The sequence below is a fragment of the Collimonas fungivorans Ter331 genome (genome assembly GCF_000221045.1).
GTDB lineage: Bacteria > Pseudomonadota > Gammaproteobacteria > Burkholderiales > Burkholderiaceae_D > Collimonas > Collimonas fungivorans_A.
In genome coordinates this window covers 1,247,994-1,267,805 of sequence record NC_015856.1, presented here as the reverse complement: position 1 = coordinate 1,267,805, position 19,812 = coordinate 1,247,994, and the positions used below count along the sequence as shown (strand labels likewise).

The window sequence follows — 19,812 nt, the reverse complement described above, 5'->3', positions numbered from 1 at the left end:
TTAGCCAAACAAGCGCAACCCCGGACTTTACTCGGCGGCGTGATGTTTTCCCGGCAATCAAATAACGGAGTATCGAATGACATCCAGCTTGAGCATGAGCGAAGCGACAGTATTGGTCCCGGAACAGGCCGCGCAGGATATCGACATGGATGCGATCCTGCGCCGGCGCGCCGCGGCGACGCCGGACGAGGTTGCTCTGCGCTTCCTGAAAAACGGCGAAGACGACATCGCCGAATTGACCTATCGCCAGCTCGACTTGCGCGCCGCCGGCCTGGCGCGCCAGCTCAAACAGCAACTGACACCGGGAGCGCGCGTGCTGCTGGTGCTGGAACCAGGCCTGCACTACGTCACCGCGCTGTTCGCCATTTTCAAGGCCGGCGCGACCGCCGTGCCGTCGTTCCCGCCGGTCGGCAGCCGCGCGGTGGCGCGCTTCGCCAGCATCTGCAATGACTGCAATGCGCAGCTGGTGATCGCCGAAGGAAATCTACAGGCAGCCGTGGACCGCCTCAATGCCTCGCTCTCCGCCGAGGGCAATGTTCCTGAATGGCTGTTTGTCGGCAGCGATTTTTTCGAAGCGCAGGACACCCAACCGCTGCCCACTGATGAGAACGATGAAGCGGGCAGCAGTGAACAGTTCCCGGCGCTGCTGCAATACACCTCCGGCTCCACCGGCAATCCCAAGGGCGTGGTGCTCTCCGCCGCCAACCTGATCAGCAACAGCCGCGTGCTCGACATCCGGCTGGGATCGGCAGAAAAACATATCGGCTTCACCTGGCTGCCGCCCTACCACGACATGGGCCTGATGGGAGCACTGCTGCTGTCCGTATACAGCGGATTCACGCTGGTGGTCATGACGCCCGCCCATTTCGTGCAGCGTCCGCTACGCTGGCTGAAAGGCTTGTCGACGCACCAGGTCACCACCTCGGTAGCGCCCAACTTCGCGCTCGACCTGTGCGTCGACACCATTACCGATGAAGAAATTGCCGAACTCGACCTGAGCCGGCTGAAGATGCTGTTTTGCGGCGCCGAACCGGTGCGTCAAGCCACGCTTGACCGTTTTTCGGAAAAATTCAAAGCGGCCGGATTCTCCAGCGCGGCGTTTGTCCCGTGCTACGGCCTGGCCGAAGCCACCCTGTTCATTTCCGGCAAAGCAAACCGCGACGCCACACCCAAGACGCTGCTGCTGGACCATGAAGCGCTGGCCTGCGGCCAGGCCAAGCCGGCTACCGCAGATGCGCCTGCCACGGCGGTCATCAGCTGCGGCACGGTAGCCAGCGGACATGTGATGGCCATCGTTGATCCCGACACCCGGCAGCCGCTGCCGGCCGGCGCGGTCGGCGAACTGTGGTTCAAGGGCGCCAGCGTGGCGCAAGCCTATCTCAACCAGCCCGAAGCCAGCACCGAAACATTCCATGCCTTCATTGCCGACGATCGGCAGGACGGCCCCTACTTGCGCACCGGCGACCTCGGTTTCATGCTCGACGACGAACTGTATATCACCGGCCGCATCAAGGACGTCATCATTTTCGCCGGCCGCAACCTCTATCCGCAAGATATCGAAGCCGCAGCCCAGGCCAGCCACCCGGCGATCCGCACCAACGGCGTCGCAGCCTTTTCGGTGACACGAGACGACACGGAACAGCTGGTGGTGGTGGCCGAGATCCTGCGCTCAGCCAAGCTGAGCGGCGAAGACCTGGAAAACGTCGAAGACGCGATCGCCGCCGCGATTACCCGCAGCCATGGCGTGGCGCCGCACACCGTGCACCTGGCGCCGGTGTCGACCATTCCGCTGACAACCAGCGGCAAGGTGCGCCGCAGCGCCTGTCGCGATGCCTTCAACGCCGGCTCGCTGGCGTACGCCAAGGCCCGTCCGACGCCATCCGCAACGACGACGGAAACCGACAGCACCACACTTTTCCAACAGGGGTAAGCAGTGATCGATACCAAAAATCCCGCTGCCGCAGCGCCTGGCGAGAAAGTGCAAGCGCTCAGGGATGGCGATAGCAAGGCTCGCCGGCTGGCTTACCTGACCGTGCTGACGCCTGCCGTCGGTTTCGTCGCCGCGCTGTGGTATTCGATCCAGTTCGGCTTCAAGCAGCAAGACATGATCCTGTTCGGCGTCATGTACTTCCTGACGTCGTTCGGCGTCGAGGGCGGTTTGCACCGCTTCTTTTCGCACCGCGCGTTCAAGGCCGGGCCGGTCGTGACCGCGGTTATCGGCATCCTCGGCTGCATGGCGGCGCAAGGGCCCATCCTGTTCTGGGCGGCGACGCACCGCATGCACCACGTCTTCACCGACCAGGACGGCGATCCGCATTCGCCGCGGGTGCTGTCGCCTGGCCTGCGCGGCCGCATCAAAGCCTTGTGGCACGGCCATGTCGGCTGGCTGTTTACCGTCAAGCGCAGCAACTGGAGCACCTATGTGCCGGACCTGTTCGGCAGCAAGCTGGTGCTGTTCGTCAACCAGCATTACCTGATCTGGGTGTTTCTCGGCCTGGCGTTGCCGGCCGCAGCCGGCGCCGCACTGAGCGGCGTCGAAGGCGCAGTCGGCGGGCTGCTGTGGGGCGGCCTGGCCCGGATCTTCCTGCTCGACCAGGTGACCTGGGCGGTCAATTCGATCGGCCATACCTTCGGCAAGCGGCCCAACCAGACGCGCGACACCAGCGGCAACATCGGCTGGCTGGCGCTGGTGTCGGCCGGCGGCGGCTGGCACAACAACCATCACGCCAACCCGGCGCTGGCGCACAACGATTTCCATTTCTGGCAGATCGACACCACCGCCTGGGTGATCCGGCTGTTAGGACTGCTCGGCCTGGCCTGGGATATCCGCCAACGCCAGAGCGCCGATCCGCTGGACCAGAAACTTTTCAATAACGATTAACGTCGGGGAAACGCCATGACTACGCAAACCAATGTCTTACCTCCCAAACCGGCGAGCGCCGCCGGTCCTGCACTGAGGCCGGGCGTCGCACCGCTGACCGGCGCCGGCGCCACCATCAAGCAGATTACCGCGCTGGTGGTCATGCTGGTGCCGCTGGCGGGATTCGCGCTGGCGCTGCAGCGTGCGCTGGAAGGACGCATGTCGACCACCGACCTGGTGCTGTTCGGCGTTTTCTATTTCCTCCACATGGGCGGCATCACGATGGGTTTCCATCGCTACCTGGCGCACAAGACCTTCAACACCTCGCCGTTCTTCGAGGGCTTGCTGCTGATCTGCGGTTCGATGGCGGCGCAAGGGCCGATCATGTTCTGGGTCACCACCCATCGCCGCCACCACACCTACAGCGACCAGCACGGCGATCCGCATTCGCCCAACCTGCACGGACCGGGCCTGCTGGGCCGCCTGCGCGGCATCTGGTATGCGCACATGCCGTGGATGCTGGCCAAGGACGTCTCCGGCTGGAATTTCTTTGCGCCGGACATCCTCGCCAACCGCAAGCTGTTCTTTTACCACCGCACCTACGGTCTGTGGATCGTGCTCGGTCTGGCCCTGCCAGCTGCCATCGGCGGCGCGGTCGGCGGCAGCTGGGACGCGGCTTTCAGCGGTTTTCTGTTCGGCGGGCTGGCGCGGATTTTCCTGGCCAACCAGGCTGCCTGGTGCGTCGGTTCGGTGTGCCACATGATTGGCGGCAAACCGTTCAAGACCGACGATAACAGCGCCAACAACTGGACTGTCGCCATCCTCACTTTCGGCGAAGGCTTGCAGAATAACCACCATGCGTTCCCAGGCTCGTACCGCCACGGCGTCAAATGGTGGGAGCCCGACCTGAGCGGCTGGCTGCTGGCCGGTTTCGGCAAGATCGGCGTGGTCTGGAACCTGCGCTCGCCTGACGAAAAAGCCGTCGCCAAGATGCGCGCCCGCTAAATCCAGCAAGATTTCTTAGTTCACATTCATCCCAGGAGAAACCATGTCTCAAGAAAACAAATCGGGCGGCCTGTTCGGCTTCTTCCGCAAAGGCGGAGAGGAAGTTGAAAGCAATGTTCCGTTAAGCGAGGAAGTGATCCGCCAGTGGCTGGTCAAGCGCCTGGCCAAGCAAGTCAAGGTCGACCCGAGCGCCATCGACACTGCCAAGAAGTTCGAACTGTACGGCCTCGATTCGATCGTCGCGGTGCGGGTTTCCGGCGACCTGGAAAAACTGGTCGAGCAGCGCCTGTCGCCGGCGCTGCTGTTCGAACACCCGAGCATCGACGAACTGAGTGCTCACCTGGCCACGGAACTCGGGCTCAACGCCATCGCATAATCTGGGAGAAATCAATGCCGTCCGTAAATAGTTATCCTTCATCGCCGGGGCCCGAGTTCGAGGCGTTCCTGGACAAGAGCAAGACGCTGGAAGGCGCCCGCCTGGCCGAAGCGATTCCCAAATCGTATTTCGAACCGCAGGCCTGGCGCGGCCTGGCCGGCTTTTTCATCAGCTACGCGCTGTATATCGGCGCCATCGTCGGCATCGCCTATGCGCCGCACTGGGGATTCTATATTCCCCTGTACATCATCGCCGGCCTGGGCGGTTGGGGCTTGCATTGCATCGCGCACGATTGCGGGCACAATTCGTTCTCGCGCAACAAGAAGCTCAACATCGTCATCGGCCACCTGTCGCTGCTGCCGCTGCTGTATCCGTTCTATTCATGGAAGCACGTGCACAATCTGCATCACTTCCACACCAACAACCTTGAACTCGATACCGACTGGCGGCCGATCCCGCGCGACATGTACAAGCGCATGTCGTTCGGCCAGCGTTTCGTCTACATGGGCACCAGGACCTGGCTGTTCTGGGCCGGCACCATCAACTACTGGATCGTGTCGGGCTTCCGGCCGGGATTCTTTCCCAAGAAGGATATGCGCACTGACGTCAAGCGTTCGATCGCCTTCGTGGTGCTGGCTTCGATCGTGTATTTTTCAGCGCTGATCTACTTTACCGGCATCACAGGTTTCTTCCTGCTGTTCTTTGCGCCGTGGATTGCGACCCATACCTGGTTCAGCGTCACCACGCTGATGCACCACACCTCGGCCGATATCCCGTTCCTGACGTCCGAACACTGGACGCCGAACGCCAGCCGCATGCTGGTGACCACCGATTACCGCTATCCGAAATGGCTGCTGTTCCTGACCCACAACATCTCCATCCATACCGCCCATCACGTGGCGCCGGTGGTGCCATTCTATAACCTGCAGAAAGCGCAGGTCGCGCTGAAACAGGCTTATCCGGGCATGATCAGGGAAAAGGATTTCAGCTTCGGCGACCTGCTATGGGTCATCAGGAACTGCCATTTCTACGATCTCGATTCCGGTTATTACAAGGATTCGGCGGAACAGCGCGCCGAGGTTAACGGCGGCGCCAATTCCGTCGCCAATACCTGATCCTCCAACAACCCGTACCGGGCCAACCGCAGGACCTGACGACATGACTGACATCACTTCACCCTCGCCGCCGCTGTCACAACAGCCGCAACAGCCGGCGGCGGCGCCGGCCCTCGGCATCGGCGCCAGCCTGGCCAAGGCGGGTTACCAGCTGGGCGGCATGCTGGCGCCAGCCCTGGCCGGACGGATTGCGGCGGACGCCTTCGGCCGCTCGCGTTCGAAAGGCGGCCGTACCTTGTTCCGCATGCCGCTCGGCGCGCAGACTTTCGAGATCGCCGGCAACGACGACGTGCGCCACGGTTATCTCTGGAAAAACCACGGTCCTACCGTGCTGCTGGTGCACGGCTGGGGCTCGGACAGCAGCAGCATGATCGGTTTCGTCAAGCCGCTGCTGGCGCTCGGTTTCCAGGTGGCTTCGTTCGATGCGCCCGCGCATGGCGAATCGGCCGGCAACAAGACCACCATGACGCGCTTTGTCAAAGCGGTCGGTGCCGCCATCAAGTCGCTGGACAACGTGCAGGTGATCGTCGGCCATTCGCTCGGTTCGATTGCCTCCGTAGCGGCCATCGCCCATGCCGACGCGCGGCACGCGGAAGCCGTCAAACGCCTGGTGCTGATAGCCGCTCCGGTATCCCTGTCCACCGTGCTGGAGCGCTGGTCGACCAACCAGCATCAGCAGCTGCCGCCGGCCGTGATCGGCAAGATCTACGAGCGCCTGCAGGTGCAGAACGGCGTTCCCGTCAGCCACTGGGATATCAGCGTGCTGGGCGCGGCCATGGAGGTGCCGGTGCTGGTGGTGCACGACGAGCACGATCCGGTGGTGCCGCTCAGCGAAGCCCAAAGGCTGATGCGCAGCCTGAAAAACGTACGCCTGGAGCAGACCTCCGGCCTCGGCCACAGCCGGATACTGTCTGCCACACCGGTCAAGGAACTGATCACCCGCTTCATCGGCCCATCCCATCTGACCCCAACTAGCCTGGAACCTAGCAATGACTGAAACAGAAACTGAATTCAAGACACTGATGTGTCTGGTGTGCGGCTGGATCTACTCGGAAAAGGACGGCGCGCCCAGCGAAGGCCTGGCGGCCGGCACCCGCTGGGACGATATCCCGGACACCTGGACCTGCCCCGAGTGCGGCGTCAAGAAAGAGGATTTCACCATGGTGGAATTCTAGGCAGTTGCAGCAGCAGAGTTGCCACAGTCGCACGCAAACCTATCAATTTTGACAGGGTGTTGAAAACCGGCGGCGGCAGTAAGATTTCCTGGCGGCCCAGGCCGGTCCGACATCAAGGCCGAACTGTTCCCAAGAACCGTCCTGAACAAGCACGCGCTACGCCGGCGAAATGTTCTACGCCCATGTCAAATACCGACTACCGCCTTGGCATCGACAACCAGCAGCTTTCGGACGCCATCGCCAAGGACCTGCGCATCAATATCGCGGAAGACATCTATATCTGCCGCAGGCCTAGGAAAACTTGGATAACGACGCCGGGTTCATCCACCTGGCAGTGGGCCAGGCCTCGATTGCCGGGCGCCAGATCCTCGATGTGCTGCTGCAAAAAAAGGAAACGCAGGCATATGGCCCATCCTTGTGAAATCGGCGTAACGGCGCCGGTTGCACGCAGCAGGACCAGACCGCAAACCACAATATCAAAAGGAGACCATCATCGTGAGCACCCCCGCCGAACAGTTAGCGCCTACCCCCGAATCCGTTGCCAAGGCGTTCCTCACGCCGCGAACTTATGAGCGTGCCCCGGACACTGCCGGTTTCCAAGGCGCGAGCCGGGTGGAAACCAACGGCCCCACCGGCAAGCTGGTGTCCTGGCAAGCCGGCCGTGGCCCGATAGTATTGCTGGTTCACGGCTGGGAAGGCCGCTCCAGCGACATGGCGTCGTTCACACCACCGCTGCTGGCAGCCGGCTACCGCGTGGTGCTAGTCGACCTGCCGGCGCATGGCGAGTCGGAAGGAACGACTTCGTCAATCCCGGCCTGCGCCGCCGCGCTGCTGAAACTCCAGGACCTGATCGGTCCGGTGTATGCCGCAATCGCCCACTCGGTCGGCTGTGCTCTTACTGTGGAAGCAGTGCGGCACGGCCTGCAGGTCGAGCGCTTGGTGCTGATCGCACCGCCGGCGCGCTGTTTCGATTATGCCGTCGGCTTCGGCGTCCAGGCCGGCCTCGACCGCCACCAGGTAGCGGCCATGATCGCCTTGCTGCAAGAGCAAGGCGTCGATGTCGCCGATATCGACACACCGAAGGCGGCTGCCAATCTCAAGCAGCCGGTGCTGATCCTGCATTCGAACGACGACCGCGTGGTGCCGGTATCGCTCGGGGTCGAAATCGCCAATGCCTGGCAAGGTGCCCAACTGCTCCGCCTTGACGGCCTGGGCCATCGCCGCATCCTGCAGGCGCCTGAAGTAATCGAAGCCGCGCGCTCTTTCCTGATGGCGCGCACCGCGGTGGCCTGAGGAGGGCCGTATATGGCTATGCAGCCAGCGCAACATGCCCGATCATCGCGACAGCAACCTCCGGCAGCATGAGACATTCTGACAAGTAATATTAGATGCCACAAAATCTGTTTAACAGAAGATTTTGTGGCATTTTTTATTCAAAAACGTTCTTGAAATGGACGGTTTGATTTACCCCACAGTGGCGCCGATGCTACCGATCAGCGAACAGCCACATTCGGTCTTGTGACCTTCCAGCGCAACAGGAATGCCATCAAGGATAAACGTCGAATGCCCTTCGATGATCTTGTTGACGCCATGCGGTTTGCCGCCCGGGTAGACCAGCGGACATTCAACCAGGTCGCCCAGCCGCGCAATCGGCTTATCCAGTATGTTATGCGTGGGAGAACCGCTGATCACATGACCGCCATGACTGGTTGAGTCGCCCACGACGATGATTTTTAGAGCCATGATTTATCCCGAAAAAATAATCCAATTACATTAAGCCTAGCAGGCAGCGCCAATAATTTCACTACCTCATACGATTCCAGATTCGTCTATAAGAACCAAAATACATGGACAGCACGTTCATCGCCACCATAAGGCCGAGGCCTACAAACGGGAAGGCAATGGCGCTGCCTACTGCCAGATAAGCTTCTTTCCGCCATTGCCGCCTAGCGCAATACCATGCGGCGATTATCAGCGCAGGCAGGGTCAGATAAAAAATATAGAGGATATTCACCTACGCCAGCCAGAACAACAGAAACAATCCGATTGCCACCAGTAACCAGATCCATGTATTCGGGCGCGAGGCTGGGGCGGCAGAATCCGCGCTCTCTGCCGCCATCCTCATCATGCGCCGCCATCCTATGAATAAAAGGGTAAATAACGGCGGAATGAAAGGAGCTACGGCCGCCGAATTAATGGAACGGCCCAAGATGACGGTTAATATAATAAAGCCGACACCAACCAATAGCGAGAGGCCAATTCCGCGCAATATCCAATCCCACGCGCGGGCGCCGGTCTTTGTATCCTGCGCGCTTGATTCTTGTTTTTTCGCTGACCTGGCGATTTTGACGATCCACACAAGCAATGCCAGCACCAACAGCACCAGCAGAACCGGCAATAAACTCAGCCAGCTTGCATGGCCTCACTCGTTTCCATCACCGTGTTTTTCCGATCTAAAAATTACAGAATCGGCCGTTCGTTCGCCTTAACCCGGCAGCTTTACATTTGAGCCTTCCAATTTATCAACGCGTCCTTTATACGGAGCCAGTGTCGTTAAATCTTGCGTTTCGACTTGCGTATTCGTGAAGTCAAGCCTTTCGAGGATCTTGGTATTCTTGATGTCCAGCCTACTGATGCGGCTTTCCTTGAAACTGGCTTCCTGGATGGCGCAATTATCGAGAATCAGGTTTGCGGTATTTATATGATTCGATGCCAGCACAGGGATCTTGCAATTGTGAAGACGCAAGGACTGGTTGACGCGTGCTATTTCCTTCTTGCTGGAAAAACCTCCGCCAATAAACACCGCTTCGCCGGCTTTGCCAAACGTGACATTATCGATATCGATACGCACAATCTTGGCAGGCGAAGTCTGGAATACGTCGCGCCCGTTCCCCTTGATCTGGCTGTTCCGTATGGTCAGGCTTGCCGCTGATCCAAACAAGGCATTGACATAACCTGCATCCAGGGATTCCATCAGCACGTCGCCCTTGACTGTGGCCTCGGACAGGTCGATGTTATCAATGACGGTATTGCGAATGGTGAGGGATAAAAAGGCGGCAGGACGCATATCAAAGTTTCCACGCAACTTGGAATTCTCTATAAGAACTTCAGAACCGCCTGTCGCCACATCTATCGGGCAGTCGACATTTTCGAATTGACAGTCCCGGATAGTCAGCTTGGTGTCGCCATAGATACTCATGTACTTGAACTGGCAACGCGTGAATTCGGTTTCACCTTCTGTTCCTAATGCGCCAAAATGGTTCTGATCGGCACTGTCTCCCTGAAATTTACAGTCTTCGAAACGGACTTTCGTGCTGCCCGGATCCCCTATCAGATTCAGCTTGCCGACACCGGCGCATTTGGAAAACTGGACCCGATTCATTTTGCCAAACCCCAAAATTCCGCCAAAGCGGCAACTGTCGAATTGCAGATCTTCGCTGCCTTTCAATTTGAGGGCATATGAGCTTGCAAAATCGCAGTCGACAAAACGGATGTTGCGCCACTCCATTCCTTCAAATTTTTCCTCGCCAAACGCCACGTTTTGTATGGTCAGCAACGCATCACCAATTTCTTTCTGGCGAAGTGCGGGATCGCTAAGATAATTAAAAATTTCCCCAGACTGACGAATGGTTTTTTTTCTATCCACCAGACCACATCCCGCCATGAAAGTAAAACTGAAAGCCAAAGCACTGGTCCGGTTAAGAAAAATTCGTCGTGAAATCATCAAATGGCAAACGTCTGTATGTTAATTATTTCGGCAACTTTACATTTGTGCCATCGAGTTTTTCTTTCCGCCCTTTATCAATAAACATTGTCGCCAGATCTTGTTCTTGAACCCGTGTATTGGTCAAATCAATTTTCTCGCTGATCCTGCTAGTCATTATTTGGAGCTTGCCAATGCGACAGTTGCTAATGTCGGCCAACTGTATTTCACATTTATCGAATTGCAGGCACATTGTCTCAAGCCAGGAAGCATCCAGCATCGGCAATTTGCAATTGCGAAATGCGGTGATCCCGTTAGATGGCGCAATACTCCATTCGTGTTCCTCTAGTGCGCGGCCGGCACCAATCTCGACGGCACCACGACCGAATACCATATCATCGGCCAAAAACTGCGCCGTCCCAGCCGCACCAATGCTAAATACTTTATTGTCTATGCCTTTGATCGTACTTTTTCTAATCGTAAAATTGCGCGCGCTGAGCGCAGCATTGATATACCCGGCATCCAAGCCTTCCATCAACACATCGTCTTTTACCGCGGTACCAGATAAATCAAGATGATTGATAACAGTATTCCTGATGGTAAGGGATTGCAGTTTTCTGCTTACTATTTCAAATTTTCCTCGAAGCTTGCAATTTTCGATAAGCACAGCGGAAGATAGAAAATTTTCCCCACTATTGCCAAAACTGTCGGTGTCAATCTCCGCATCCTCGAACTCGCAATCCCTAATAGAAAGCTTGACCTGCCCGCTAAGACCGAACCATTTAGCCTTGCATTTGACAAATTCCGCTTCGCCATCGGTACCAACTCCACCCCAATGATTCCGGTCTTCATCCGGCCCCGCGAACTGACACTCCTGAAACAAGGTGTTCTTACTACCTTTTTCCCCATACATTACGGATTGCCCGTTCCAGCTGCAACGCAAAAACTGAACGTTTTCTGTCACGCCATAACTCAATATCCCGGCGAAACGGCAATCTTCAAATTTGGAATCGATCAATTTGCGCGGGGCAATTTCATATGCGCCAGCAAAATCACAATTAATAAAACGAATATTGCGCCACTCCATGCCTTCAAACTTTTCTCCACTGAACTCTGCGTTCTGCACCGTCAGCTGCGCATCGCCGGTTTCTTTCTGACGAAGCGCAGGGTCCTTGAGGTAATCAAAGGTTTTGCCAAATGTGCGTATGTTCTGTTTGCTCATATTTTTACATCCAGTCAAAATGGGGAGTACCGCAACTGCTAGAGCTGCGTATATAAAACGGCGGCGTGTAGTCATGGCAATATCCGATTAACTATTATTTGGTCTGATCGCCATTTTTGCACCAATATAGCCCCTGTCCGAATAATTGTTTTCCAAGAATGCCCAGTCCGGCACTTCCCCTCTCTCGCCAGGAGGCCGTACCATATCCGGCATCGGCCCCATGCCTGTCAATCTGAATCTCATATCCACCGGGAATACCCATGGATCACGGATATTCATATCCGCGCTCCAGTCGAGCTGACCTTTCGCGATCGTCGGTTTTTTCAATATGATTTCACAAAAGGCTTGCGCCACCGACACTCCGCCATTGGCCTTAACCGCGCTATTGAGCTTATTCAAATCGTTAGCCTCAAAACTCAACCGCTTCCTATTTTTGCTAGCACGAAAAAATCCTGTCGGTGCATCGCTTAGTTTTGGCGTAAGTGAGTGCCATATTTTTTTTACGTTCGGCATTCTTCCTTGCTTTTCAAATACCCAAATTTTAACGGCCTCGATGCAATTCAGCCCCATCAGTTGCTCACTCAATATGAGATCGAGTTCTCCTGCAAAAAGCGCCTGCCCGGAATTGATGGCGGCAAATTCGAAGAGAATGGGAACCTTGATCTCTTTATCAACACGACTCATGACCGCCAGATAGTCTAGCGCTACACATAAGCGAGGCTGAGTGTTTTTTCCCGGGTCACAAGTCTTGATTTGCTTGATAGTACGGCCGCTGACGTTCAAGAGCGTTCCACTAGGGGGACGCAGAGTCCAGCCGTCAAGCTCCCCATTCTGATTTTGCACGCCGATCGGACCGCCACAGCTGCTGACAATAAAATTGGTATTGCTTGCAGATGCATTCAGCAGTGGCGCCTTGGAATCCAGAAATCCCGGATCGCCCAAAGGACTGATCTGAGCAGTATCCATTAGAATTCCGTGACCTTTTTTTTCAACAGCGGTGTAAACAGCGGAGCGATGGCTATGTCCCGACAGATGATAGTCGACGCGCTGGGACGCAGGTGAGAACACGCAGCTTTTGAAATACCAGCCCAGGTTTTTCTCACAGGTGCCAAAATTGGCGTCATTGAATGCCCCGTCGCCGTTAACCCGTATCGCTCCAGTTCCAGTGTCATAGGGAGTAAAACTAAGATTTTTGGACAGCGGTGATTTGTTGTAATTGATAATTGTAAAGTGTGTCCCAACCACTATTGGGATTGCCCCTGCGGCCATTTTTGCCGCGCGCGCCTGATCTAACAGCGCTTTCTGGTTTTCATTAAACGACTCGGTTGCACGTGGCAATATCCCGTAGCTTTGCGCATCCGGCAGGCCAATTCCGATTGCCCCCATAAGGTTTTTATATTCTTCCCCTTGTCCCCACTCCAGTCCACATAAAATCTGCTTCGGCTGCACTCCGTCCTGTGAACCGAATTTAATGACGAAATCGGACAGCGGCGTAAACAAGGCGCCAAACCAGTCAAAATTACCATTGTCGAAATTGTTTGTCGTCCACACATGCGCATAAGTGGGGCCATAGGCAAGAGTGGCCTCATAAATCGTCATGTTGTGGTCGGCGGCAATTCCTTCATTCGCTTTCCCCTCAACCCACTTGCTTGCCTCTTCAAGCTTGCGCCGATGCGCTGCTATGGCTTCTTCCTTGCTATCCCACTTGAACGGCGTACGCACGCCGCCATCCAGCACGCCAAGATCGAAAGCCCATCCGTCTTTGCGCGGGCTGATTCCGTACGGCTCGGCATATGCTTCATGATTGCCGGTGGTCATGAAGACAGGCAGCACCAGTTCACGATAGGAATGTCGCACCAGGCTATACATCAACATGTCATCCATGCCGCGTTTGTATAGATTTTTATCAGGCAACTTACTTAACACGTTGAAATTTTTCCATTGCTCCCCAATGGTCCCGCCCACCTTATCAGGATCAATATTACGGTTAAAGTCAATCAGGTCACCAGTCAGAAAGATTGCGTCAGCCCGGTCATCGCCCTTGCCGAACTTCTCAAACAAATCCTTGAGCGCCATGAAGCTATTGCAGATTTTATGACCTACTATGCCTATTTCTTTTTCTGCTGCGTCGTCTTCAATCACCCGAGCCGGGGATCTGGCGAGCGCGTTATGGCGCACGTTCACATGTACATCCGACAGATGCCCTATCTTGAGTATCTCTTTCTTCGCCTTAATTACCGGGTGCCAGCTCATCAGCCGATCAGTTCTCTGCGCCGGCAGGCCCGTTGCCTGAAAGTTATCGAGATTGAATTCATAGGGAGCAGCGAAATGATTGGCAGCGACGTTCTTGGCGTTATGCAGGAAATCGTGAATATACATATCCTGCCCTTCCACGTGGGTGACGCCTTGATACTCGCGATGACGGGCATGCTCTGCATCGATTTCCACCATCCAGGCAAACGTCTTGAAAGCATTGTCTTTTATATCGTTGAACGGACTTTGCGTAAGGTCGATCTCGATTTCGTAGACATGGGCCAGGCCGCTATACACCGCGGCGGCCTGGGTTGAAATCGTGGCGAACGGCTGGCCGTGGCGATTCTTGATCAAGGCCCCGGCAGCGAAGTCGCCCACCAGCCAGCCGTTGATGGCGGCTTTGGCCTTGGTAAAAGTCTTGCCGTCGCCAAATAGCGTGCCCTGGGTAGTATCGGTCTTTGTGTCTTTCTTCGCGATGTCATACAGCCGCAGATGGCGATCAACTGCGCAATGGATCGTATGCGCCTGCTTGGTCTTCTCGTCGATGGTGAAATGCGTACGCGCCTCGGCAGCCGCTCCCAGGAAAATGCTGCACTTGGTCTGTCCAGGCGCCAGGATCAACGGCGTGCCAAGGCTGGGATAAAGAATAACGGCACTGATAGGAGGATCTTTTTCGCACTCGGTAACGCCGGGAGCTTGGTTCTTGCCGCTGGAAGCATTTGCTACACTTGAAGAGATATCAGCCATGTAAGAGTCCGGATAAAAGTATTAGGCCAATGACGCTAGCGGGTGGCTGGATGCGTTTCCAGCGCGGCGCAGGCGTAACGGGGTCAGTATTTCTTCAGAGAGGAGAGCCAGGCTGCGCGGTGCATCGGCCTGCTGCTCTTCCCAATATGCCGTGGGCATGCGCCCGATGACGGCAGCGATCGATTCCTTCGCAGCGGCGCTGGTGCGCAGCAAAGCGTTCAACCGGGGCTCTTCGCAAGCTTGCGGGTGCATCCGCAAGCCGAGAGCGATCAGCAGCCGCTGGTCGCCCCATTCGTTCAAATCCAGCTGTTCGGCCCGCTGCAGCTGGAGATGGGCAATCACACGCAGCAGGGGTGGGGCAATGTGGTCGAGCTCGCCGGGATCGGTATCTTCTTTCAGGATCAGAGCCTGCAACCGCTCGGCGTGGTTCAGGCGGTCCAGCGCCAGCTGCAGTTCGGCGCCGATTTCGAGCGGCTGGTCTAACGCTGCCGGCTGCGGTTGAGCCGCACCGCGAATCGCCCGCGGCGTGAACAAATGGTCCCAGCTTGCCCACCACTGCAGCGCGCTGAGGAATTGCTGGCGCACTGGCTGCGGCCAGCATTGCACCATATCCAGGCCGATGCGTGGATCGAAATAACGCATCAGCACTTGCGACTTGTCTTCCAGCAGCCCGTTGAACCAGCTGCGCAGGTGGGCGCACAGTACATGATTGCGCAGCGGGCTGGCGATCACGCTGAGCGCCTGCTTACTGCCGGCATCGGCAGCCAGGCGCAGCAGCAAAGCGTCCGAAGGCTGCGACGGCAGGCGCAACAGCCATGGTCCCTGCTCGACATGGGCATCCTCCGCCGTATGCGCGAACAAAGGCTCGGCATCGAGTTCGTGGTCGGCGATAAGTTTGGCGATGCTGCCTGGCGCGCATTGTCCGGCGTTGACCAGCGCGTAGCACTGAGCGCTGCGCAGCGGCCGCAGCAGAATGCGCAAATCGTGGCTCAGCGCCTGCGCGACTTCGTCCAGGAATTGCCGCGGATCATGCAGCGGCGTCGATTCTGCCGGATCAGGAATTGCGTGTAACGGAGCGCTCATGCGATATCCATTCAGAGACGCTTGGTCAACGTGGAAGCCTGTTGATTCGCCTCCTGCATGCAGCTGACGCAGATGTCCGGCTGGGTCTTGACCGGCAGGCTTTTCGGGCCGGGCAAGCTGCGGCTTGCGGCATGCACCACATGCGGGCCGTTGGTGCCGTATTCGATGCCGCCGGCATTATGCTTGACGTAGCTGCCGCCGCCGTTGATCAGGACTTCTTCCTTGGCGGTGATGGTGATGCGCTCGGCAGTCACGCTGATGTTCAGCTTGGCCAGCAGGTTGATGTTGTTCGACAGCGCCTTGACGTCGATATCGCCTGCCGCTGCGATCATTTTCATGCCGGCCTTGTGGACAAACAGGCGGAACGTCTGGGCGACGCTGGCAAACAGGCTGTCGCCGCTGGCGATCGACAGGCTCTTGCCGGAGCTGATCGCGGTATGCTGGGTGCTGGCGATATGCATCGATTGCGCCGTCGTCGTTTCAATCCCGGCCGGGCTGGTCAATACAAGGTGCGGCGCCGCCAGCTCAGGAAAACTGTCTTGGCCTTCGGCGGCGCCGCCCTGGATTGCCTGGTTCTGGCCTTTGAGCGCCAGCGCAACATTGGTTTGCTGTGCCGGCGCTTCCTGGGCGCCGCTCTGCTCGGCCAATTCGGCCAGCGCCTGATGACCATCTGTAGCCTGCGACAAACGTTGCACCGTTTCGCCCATGTCCTTGATATGCGAAGCCGCGTTGGCGCGGGCCTCGGTAGTAATCAGCATGCCTTTGGCTGAGCGGGCGACGCCGTGGCCGTCGGTGCGCAGCTCCCATCCCTCGCCGCGGAAATCCTTGCGGCCGGCATTGTCTTCGATGCGCGTGATATTGCCGAGAGAAAGCTGGCTATGCTGATGGTCGCTTTTCAACTGCGCCTGGATCTTGCCGTTGCTGTCGTCCAGGATCAGGTGATTGCTGCGTCCGCTGCCGCCGGTGCCGAACTCGCGGCTGCGCAAGCCGGTCAATACCTGCTGGTCGGCCAGCTGCCATGGCGGCATGTTCTGCTGGTTGTAGACAGCGCCGGTAATGATCGGATGGTCCGGATTGCCGTCCAGCCACTGGACGATGCATTCGGAACCGATGCGCGGCGTGGAGATGGATCCGAGGTCACTGCCGGCCCACGAACTGGCGACACGCACCCAGGCCGAACTCTTTTCGTCATTGACGCCGATGCGGTCCCAATGGAATTGCAGCCTGACCCTGGCGTATTCGTCGACATAGACATCCTGCCCGGCCGGTCCCACTACAGTCGCCGTTTGCGGCGCCTGGATCCTGGTGTCGACGCTATTGAAACCGCGCGCCGGACGCCAGGGGATGTTCTTGCGTATGCAGATCAGGCGGTTGTCATAGGCAGCCACCGCATCGGCCTGCTGCAGGTAATTGTTGCTGGCGCTATGGACCACGCTGACGATCAGGAACTCGTTCTTGCCCGATCCCGCGGCCTGATCGGATGAGCCAAGATTGAAGTGACCGGTCAGCAGAAACGAACGCCCAGGCGCAGCGAACCGGCTGTTGCCTGCCGCCGCCACGTGCTTGCCGCTGGCTTCGATCTGTTCCATCTGCCGCTTGGCCATGGCGTCGCCGTCCTGGCGGTCCTTGAAACCGTATGCACCCGCATATTCATATGACTCGACATCGAGCACGTCGCCTTGCTGGTTGATGGTGGGGATATCAAGGTTGGCCGGAATCGGCGCCTTGAAATTAAATCCCGACAGGGCAACCCGCGACTGCACGATCTGCCGCACCGGAGTCCATTCGCCGATGGCGTCTTCTTCCTGCGCGCCTGCATGGCGCTGGAAGCGGATCTCCGAGCTGTTGCCGGCAATCGGTTCGGCTTGCGTGGAATCGTCCGACAGAACCAGCTGATGCCCGTTCTCGGAATGTTCATACCAGTAATGCCAGCCGGCGGCTTCCCAGCGGCGGTGCAGATAGTTGTGATCGGATTCGTCAAACTGGCAAGCCATGGTGAACGGCAGGTCGTTGCCTTTGATCTGCGCATCCCAGTCGGCATGCTTGCCGTACTCGTTGAAGATGTCTTGGGTTTGCTCACGCAAGGTCTTGCCGTGGAACAGGAGATTATTTTTCCGGAGCCGGAGATAGGCCAGCCACGGCTTCAGGATCATCGAATAAAACGCCACGCTGCCATCGGTCTTGGCCAAACGGAATTCAAAGACATAGCCGTTGAAATAGCGCAGGCTGCCGTCGCCGCACACCAGTTCAACGGTCACCATCTTGCCCTGGATATCCTTGAGCGGGATGCTGGCATCATCTGCCAGCACCTCAACCGTATATTCGAAATCGCGCGATAAGCCTTCTTCGGCTTCGAGACGATTCGCCACCAATGTGGTGCGCGGCCCGTCGCCGTGAGGGAAGGACAAGCGCAATATCCGGTTATGCTGGCGGCCCTGCACAAGGGCCAGGATGGATTGAGGCAAACTGCTCATGCGGGGTTCCTCGAAATTGAACCGTTACCGACAAATGTTATTTTAACAATATGTGACACTATATTTTACCTGATGGCAAATCTTATCAAATCATAACGGCCAGCTTCATTAATTACCAACAGGAAATATTGGTAAACCGAGGACTTTGCAAGAATTAACACTATTGTTGGAATTCGGAGACAGCATTCGATATGGATCCCGCGCCGGGATCAGTCAAAGTGCCATTTGTCCGCGCTTCGCGGCCGCTGGCATTGCAGCTCGCCTGCCCGCCTAAGATGGGATCAACGTTTCACCTATCCACGGAGATCCCATGAAAACGGTAGAGCACATTTATATCAACGGCAAATTCATCAAACCCCACGGCACTGAAATGCTGGAACTCGTCAATCCCTCGACCAGCGCAGCGATCGGCAAAGTCACGCTCGCGGATGAACAGGATGCACAAGCCGCGATCGCCGCGGCGAAGGCTGTCGATGTGCCTGGTGCTGCAGGGGACCAACAAAGTATTGATAGGAACCGAGATCACGCACTACGGCAGCGGCAGTTATGTGCTGTCAGCGATAGATATGCCGATTTCAGGCCTGGTGGTAGAAGCATCTGTTGCGCAGCCCTATCTTGGGGTGAGGATTGACCTGGACGCCAGGGAAATAGCCGCGCAGATTATTGAGAGCAAGCTTTCGATTCCCAAAAATTCCCACTCGCGCCGGCGCGCTTATGTGAAGGAGTCGGATGTCGAGCTGCAGGAAGCGTTCCTGCGCCTGGCGTTCAAGGTGGGCTATGAAAGTCCGTCGCAATTCGGCCGGGAGTATCGCCGGTTGTTTGGGGCATCGCCGCTGCAAGACATGGAATATTTGAAACACCATGAGCTGGATCGATAAAGCAGGCTAGCTGCTAGAATAAGACGCTTGTCAGCTCAGCAGGATTCTTATGGCCTCCTACGCCTTCCGTCTTCTCAATGTTTTTGCAGAATCCACTTTCGGCGGCAACCAGCTGTGCGTATTTGAAGATGCGCGCGGCATGGACGACGCCACCATGCAGGCGCTGGCGCTGCAGTTCAATCTTTCGGAAACCACGTTTATCCTGCCGTCGGAGCACGCCACTGCTCGCGTGCGGGTGTTCACGCCCGGTTATGAAATGCGCTTTGCCGGCCATCCTACCTTGGGCACCGCGCATGTGGTGCGTGACCTTTTCAATACCGGCGACACACTCTCGCTGGAGTTCACGGCCGGTCTAGTTCCGGTGTCTGCCGAAGGCGATGTCTGGACCCTTACCGCGCCTCAGAACGGCGGACTGAAGACGGCGCCGGCAAATTTGACGCAGGCCGAGATGGCGGCGCTGCTCGGCTTGAATGAAAACGATCTACTGGCCGCACCGGTATGGATAGACACCGGCGCCGATCAGTTGCTGGTAGCGTTGCGCAGCACGGACGCCGTGCGCCGCACCAGTCCTGACACCGCGCATCTCGATGCCTGGCCCGAGAGCAGCCTGGAACGCAAGACCGTATATGTGTTTGCCTTCGATCCGGACCGGCCTGGCCGGGTGTTGTCTCGCTACTTCTTTTCCAAGCAAGGCGGCGGTGTGGCCGAAGATCCCGGCACCGGATCGGCTTGCGCCAATCTTGGCGGCTGGCTGGTCGCCAACGGTCATGCGCTGCCGGCGCAATATGAAATCGAGCAAGGCGAAGCTGTGCAGCGCCCCTGCCTGCTGCGGCTGAAAGTAAGCGCTGACCGTGCCATCCAGGTCGGCGGCAAGGTGATTGAAATCGGCCGTGGCAGGATCAGCTTGTAGCGCGCAGTTTT

Annotated in this window: 16 protein-coding genes and 2 pseudogenes; 11 read left to right on the top strand and 7 right to left on the bottom strand. The window is 57.4% G+C overall.

Features of this window, described 5'->3' with window-relative positions; genetic code table 11:
* Positions 1 to 76: 76 nt before the first annotated feature.
* The 8 genes from CFU_RS05615 (at position 77) to CFU_RS05580 (ending at position 7,824) form a co-directional block, all read left to right on the top strand.
* Positions 77 to 1,930 (top strand): fatty acyl-AMP ligase, encoded by a 1,854-nt coding sequence (locus tag CFU_RS05615; RefSeq protein WP_014005070.1) that lies wholly within the window; start codon positions 77 to 79, stop codon positions 1,928 to 1,930.
* A gap of 3 nt (positions 1,931 to 1,933) precedes the next feature.
* A complete protein-coding gene (locus CFU_RS05610; protein ID WP_014005069.1) occupies positions 1,934 to 2,881 on the top strand; it encodes an acyl-CoA desaturase in 948 nt (315 codons plus the stop codon).
* Positions 2,882 to 2,896: 15 nt separating this feature from the next.
* Positions 2,897 to 3,865 carry an acyl-CoA desaturase gene (locus CFU_RS05605; protein WP_014005068.1) on the top strand — a complete coding sequence of 323 codons (969 nt, stop codon included), beginning with the start codon at positions 2,897 to 2,899 and terminating at the stop codon, positions 3,863 to 3,865.
* Positions 3,866 to 3,908: 43 nt separating this feature from the next.
* A complete protein-coding gene (locus CFU_RS05600) occupies positions 3,909 to 4,241 on the top strand; it encodes an acyl carrier protein (RefSeq protein ID WP_014005067.1) in 333 nt (110 codons plus the stop codon).
* 14 nt (positions 4,242 to 4,255) lie between these two features.
* Entirely contained in the window at positions 4,256 to 5,356 is a 1,101-nt protein-coding gene (locus tag CFU_RS05595; protein WP_014005066.1) for a fatty acid desaturase, read from the top strand.
* A gap of 43 nt (positions 5,357 to 5,399) precedes the next feature.
* Positions 5,400 to 6,353 (top strand): alpha/beta fold hydrolase, encoded by a 954-nt coding sequence (locus CFU_RS05590; RefSeq protein WP_014005065.1) that lies wholly within the window; start codon positions 5,400 to 5,402, stop codon positions 6,351 to 6,353.
* Positions 6,346 to 6,531, top strand: a complete 186-nt coding sequence (locus tag CFU_RS05585; protein ID WP_014005064.1) for a rubredoxin — start codon at positions 6,346 to 6,348, stop codon at positions 6,529 to 6,531. The genes CFU_RS05590 and CFU_RS05585 overlap by 8 nt, the downstream gene beginning before the upstream one ends.
* A gap of 495 nt (positions 6,532 to 7,026) precedes the next feature.
* Entirely contained in the window at positions 7,027 to 7,824 is a 798-nt protein-coding gene (locus CFU_RS05580; RefSeq protein WP_014005062.1) for an alpha/beta fold hydrolase, read from the top strand.
* A gap of 171 nt (positions 7,825 to 7,995) precedes the next feature.
* Here CFU_RS05580 and CFU_RS05575 read toward each other — a convergent pair whose 3' ends face one another.
* The 7 genes from CFU_RS05575 to CFU_RS05540 all read right to left on the bottom strand — a co-directional run bounded on the left by CFU_RS05575 (position 7,996) and on the right by CFU_RS05540 (position 18,013).
* Positions 7,996 to 8,274 carry a PAAR domain-containing protein gene (locus CFU_RS05575; RefSeq protein WP_014005061.1) on the bottom strand — a complete coding sequence of 93 codons (279 nt, stop codon included), beginning with the start codon at positions 8,272 to 8,274 and terminating at the stop codon, positions 7,996 to 7,998.
* A gap of 271 nt (positions 8,275 to 8,545) precedes the next feature.
* Positions 8,546 to 8,929 (bottom strand): hypothetical protein, encoded by a 384-nt coding sequence (locus tag CFU_RS05565; protein ID WP_041741364.1) that lies wholly within the window; start codon positions 8,927 to 8,929, stop codon positions 8,546 to 8,548.
* An 87-nt stretch (positions 8,930 to 9,016) separates the two neighbouring features.
* Complete coding sequence (locus tag CFU_RS05560) at positions 9,017 to 10,258, bottom strand: right-handed parallel beta-helix repeat-containing protein (RefSeq protein ID WP_014005060.1); 1,242 nt, start codon at positions 10,256 to 10,258, stop codon at positions 9,017 to 9,019.
* 22 nt (positions 10,259 to 10,280) lie between these two features.
* Entirely contained in the window at positions 10,281 to 11,531 is a 1,251-nt protein-coding gene (locus tag CFU_RS05555) for a hypothetical protein (RefSeq protein ID WP_014005059.1), read from the bottom strand.
* 12 nt (positions 11,532 to 11,543) lie between these two features.
* A complete protein-coding gene (locus tag CFU_RS05550) occupies positions 11,544 to 14,456 on the bottom strand; it encodes a metallophosphoesterase (protein WP_014005058.1) in 2,913 nt (970 codons plus the stop codon).
* A 21-nt stretch (positions 14,457 to 14,477) separates the two neighbouring features.
* Complete coding sequence (locus tag CFU_RS05545; RefSeq protein ID WP_014005057.1) at positions 14,478 to 15,539, bottom strand: DUF4123 domain-containing protein; 1,062 nt, start codon at positions 15,537 to 15,539, stop codon at positions 14,478 to 14,480.
* Between the two features lie 11 nt (positions 15,540 to 15,550).
* Positions 15,551 to 18,013 (bottom strand): type VI secretion system Vgr family protein, encoded by a 2,463-nt coding sequence (locus CFU_RS05540; protein WP_014005056.1) that lies wholly within the window; start codon positions 18,011 to 18,013, stop codon positions 15,551 to 15,553.
* A gap of 428 nt (positions 18,014 to 18,441) precedes the next feature.
* Here CFU_RS05540 and CFU_RS25500 point away from each other — a divergent pair.
* The 3 genes and pseudogenes from CFU_RS25500 to CFU_RS05530 all read left to right on the top strand — a co-directional run.
* A pseudogene (locus tag CFU_RS25500) lies at positions 18,442 to 18,717 on the top strand (AraC family transcriptional regulator); the annotation flags it as partial.
* A 60-nt stretch (positions 18,718 to 18,777) separates the two neighbouring features.
* A pseudogene (locus CFU_RS25495) lies at positions 18,778 to 18,891 on the top strand (AraC family transcriptional regulator); the annotation flags it as partial.
* Between the two features lie 49 nt (positions 18,892 to 18,940).
* Complete coding sequence (locus CFU_RS05530; RefSeq protein WP_014005054.1) at positions 18,941 to 19,801, top strand: PhzF family phenazine biosynthesis protein; 861 nt, start codon at positions 18,941 to 18,943, stop codon at positions 19,799 to 19,801.
* Positions 19,802 to 19,812: the final 11 nt, after the last annotated feature.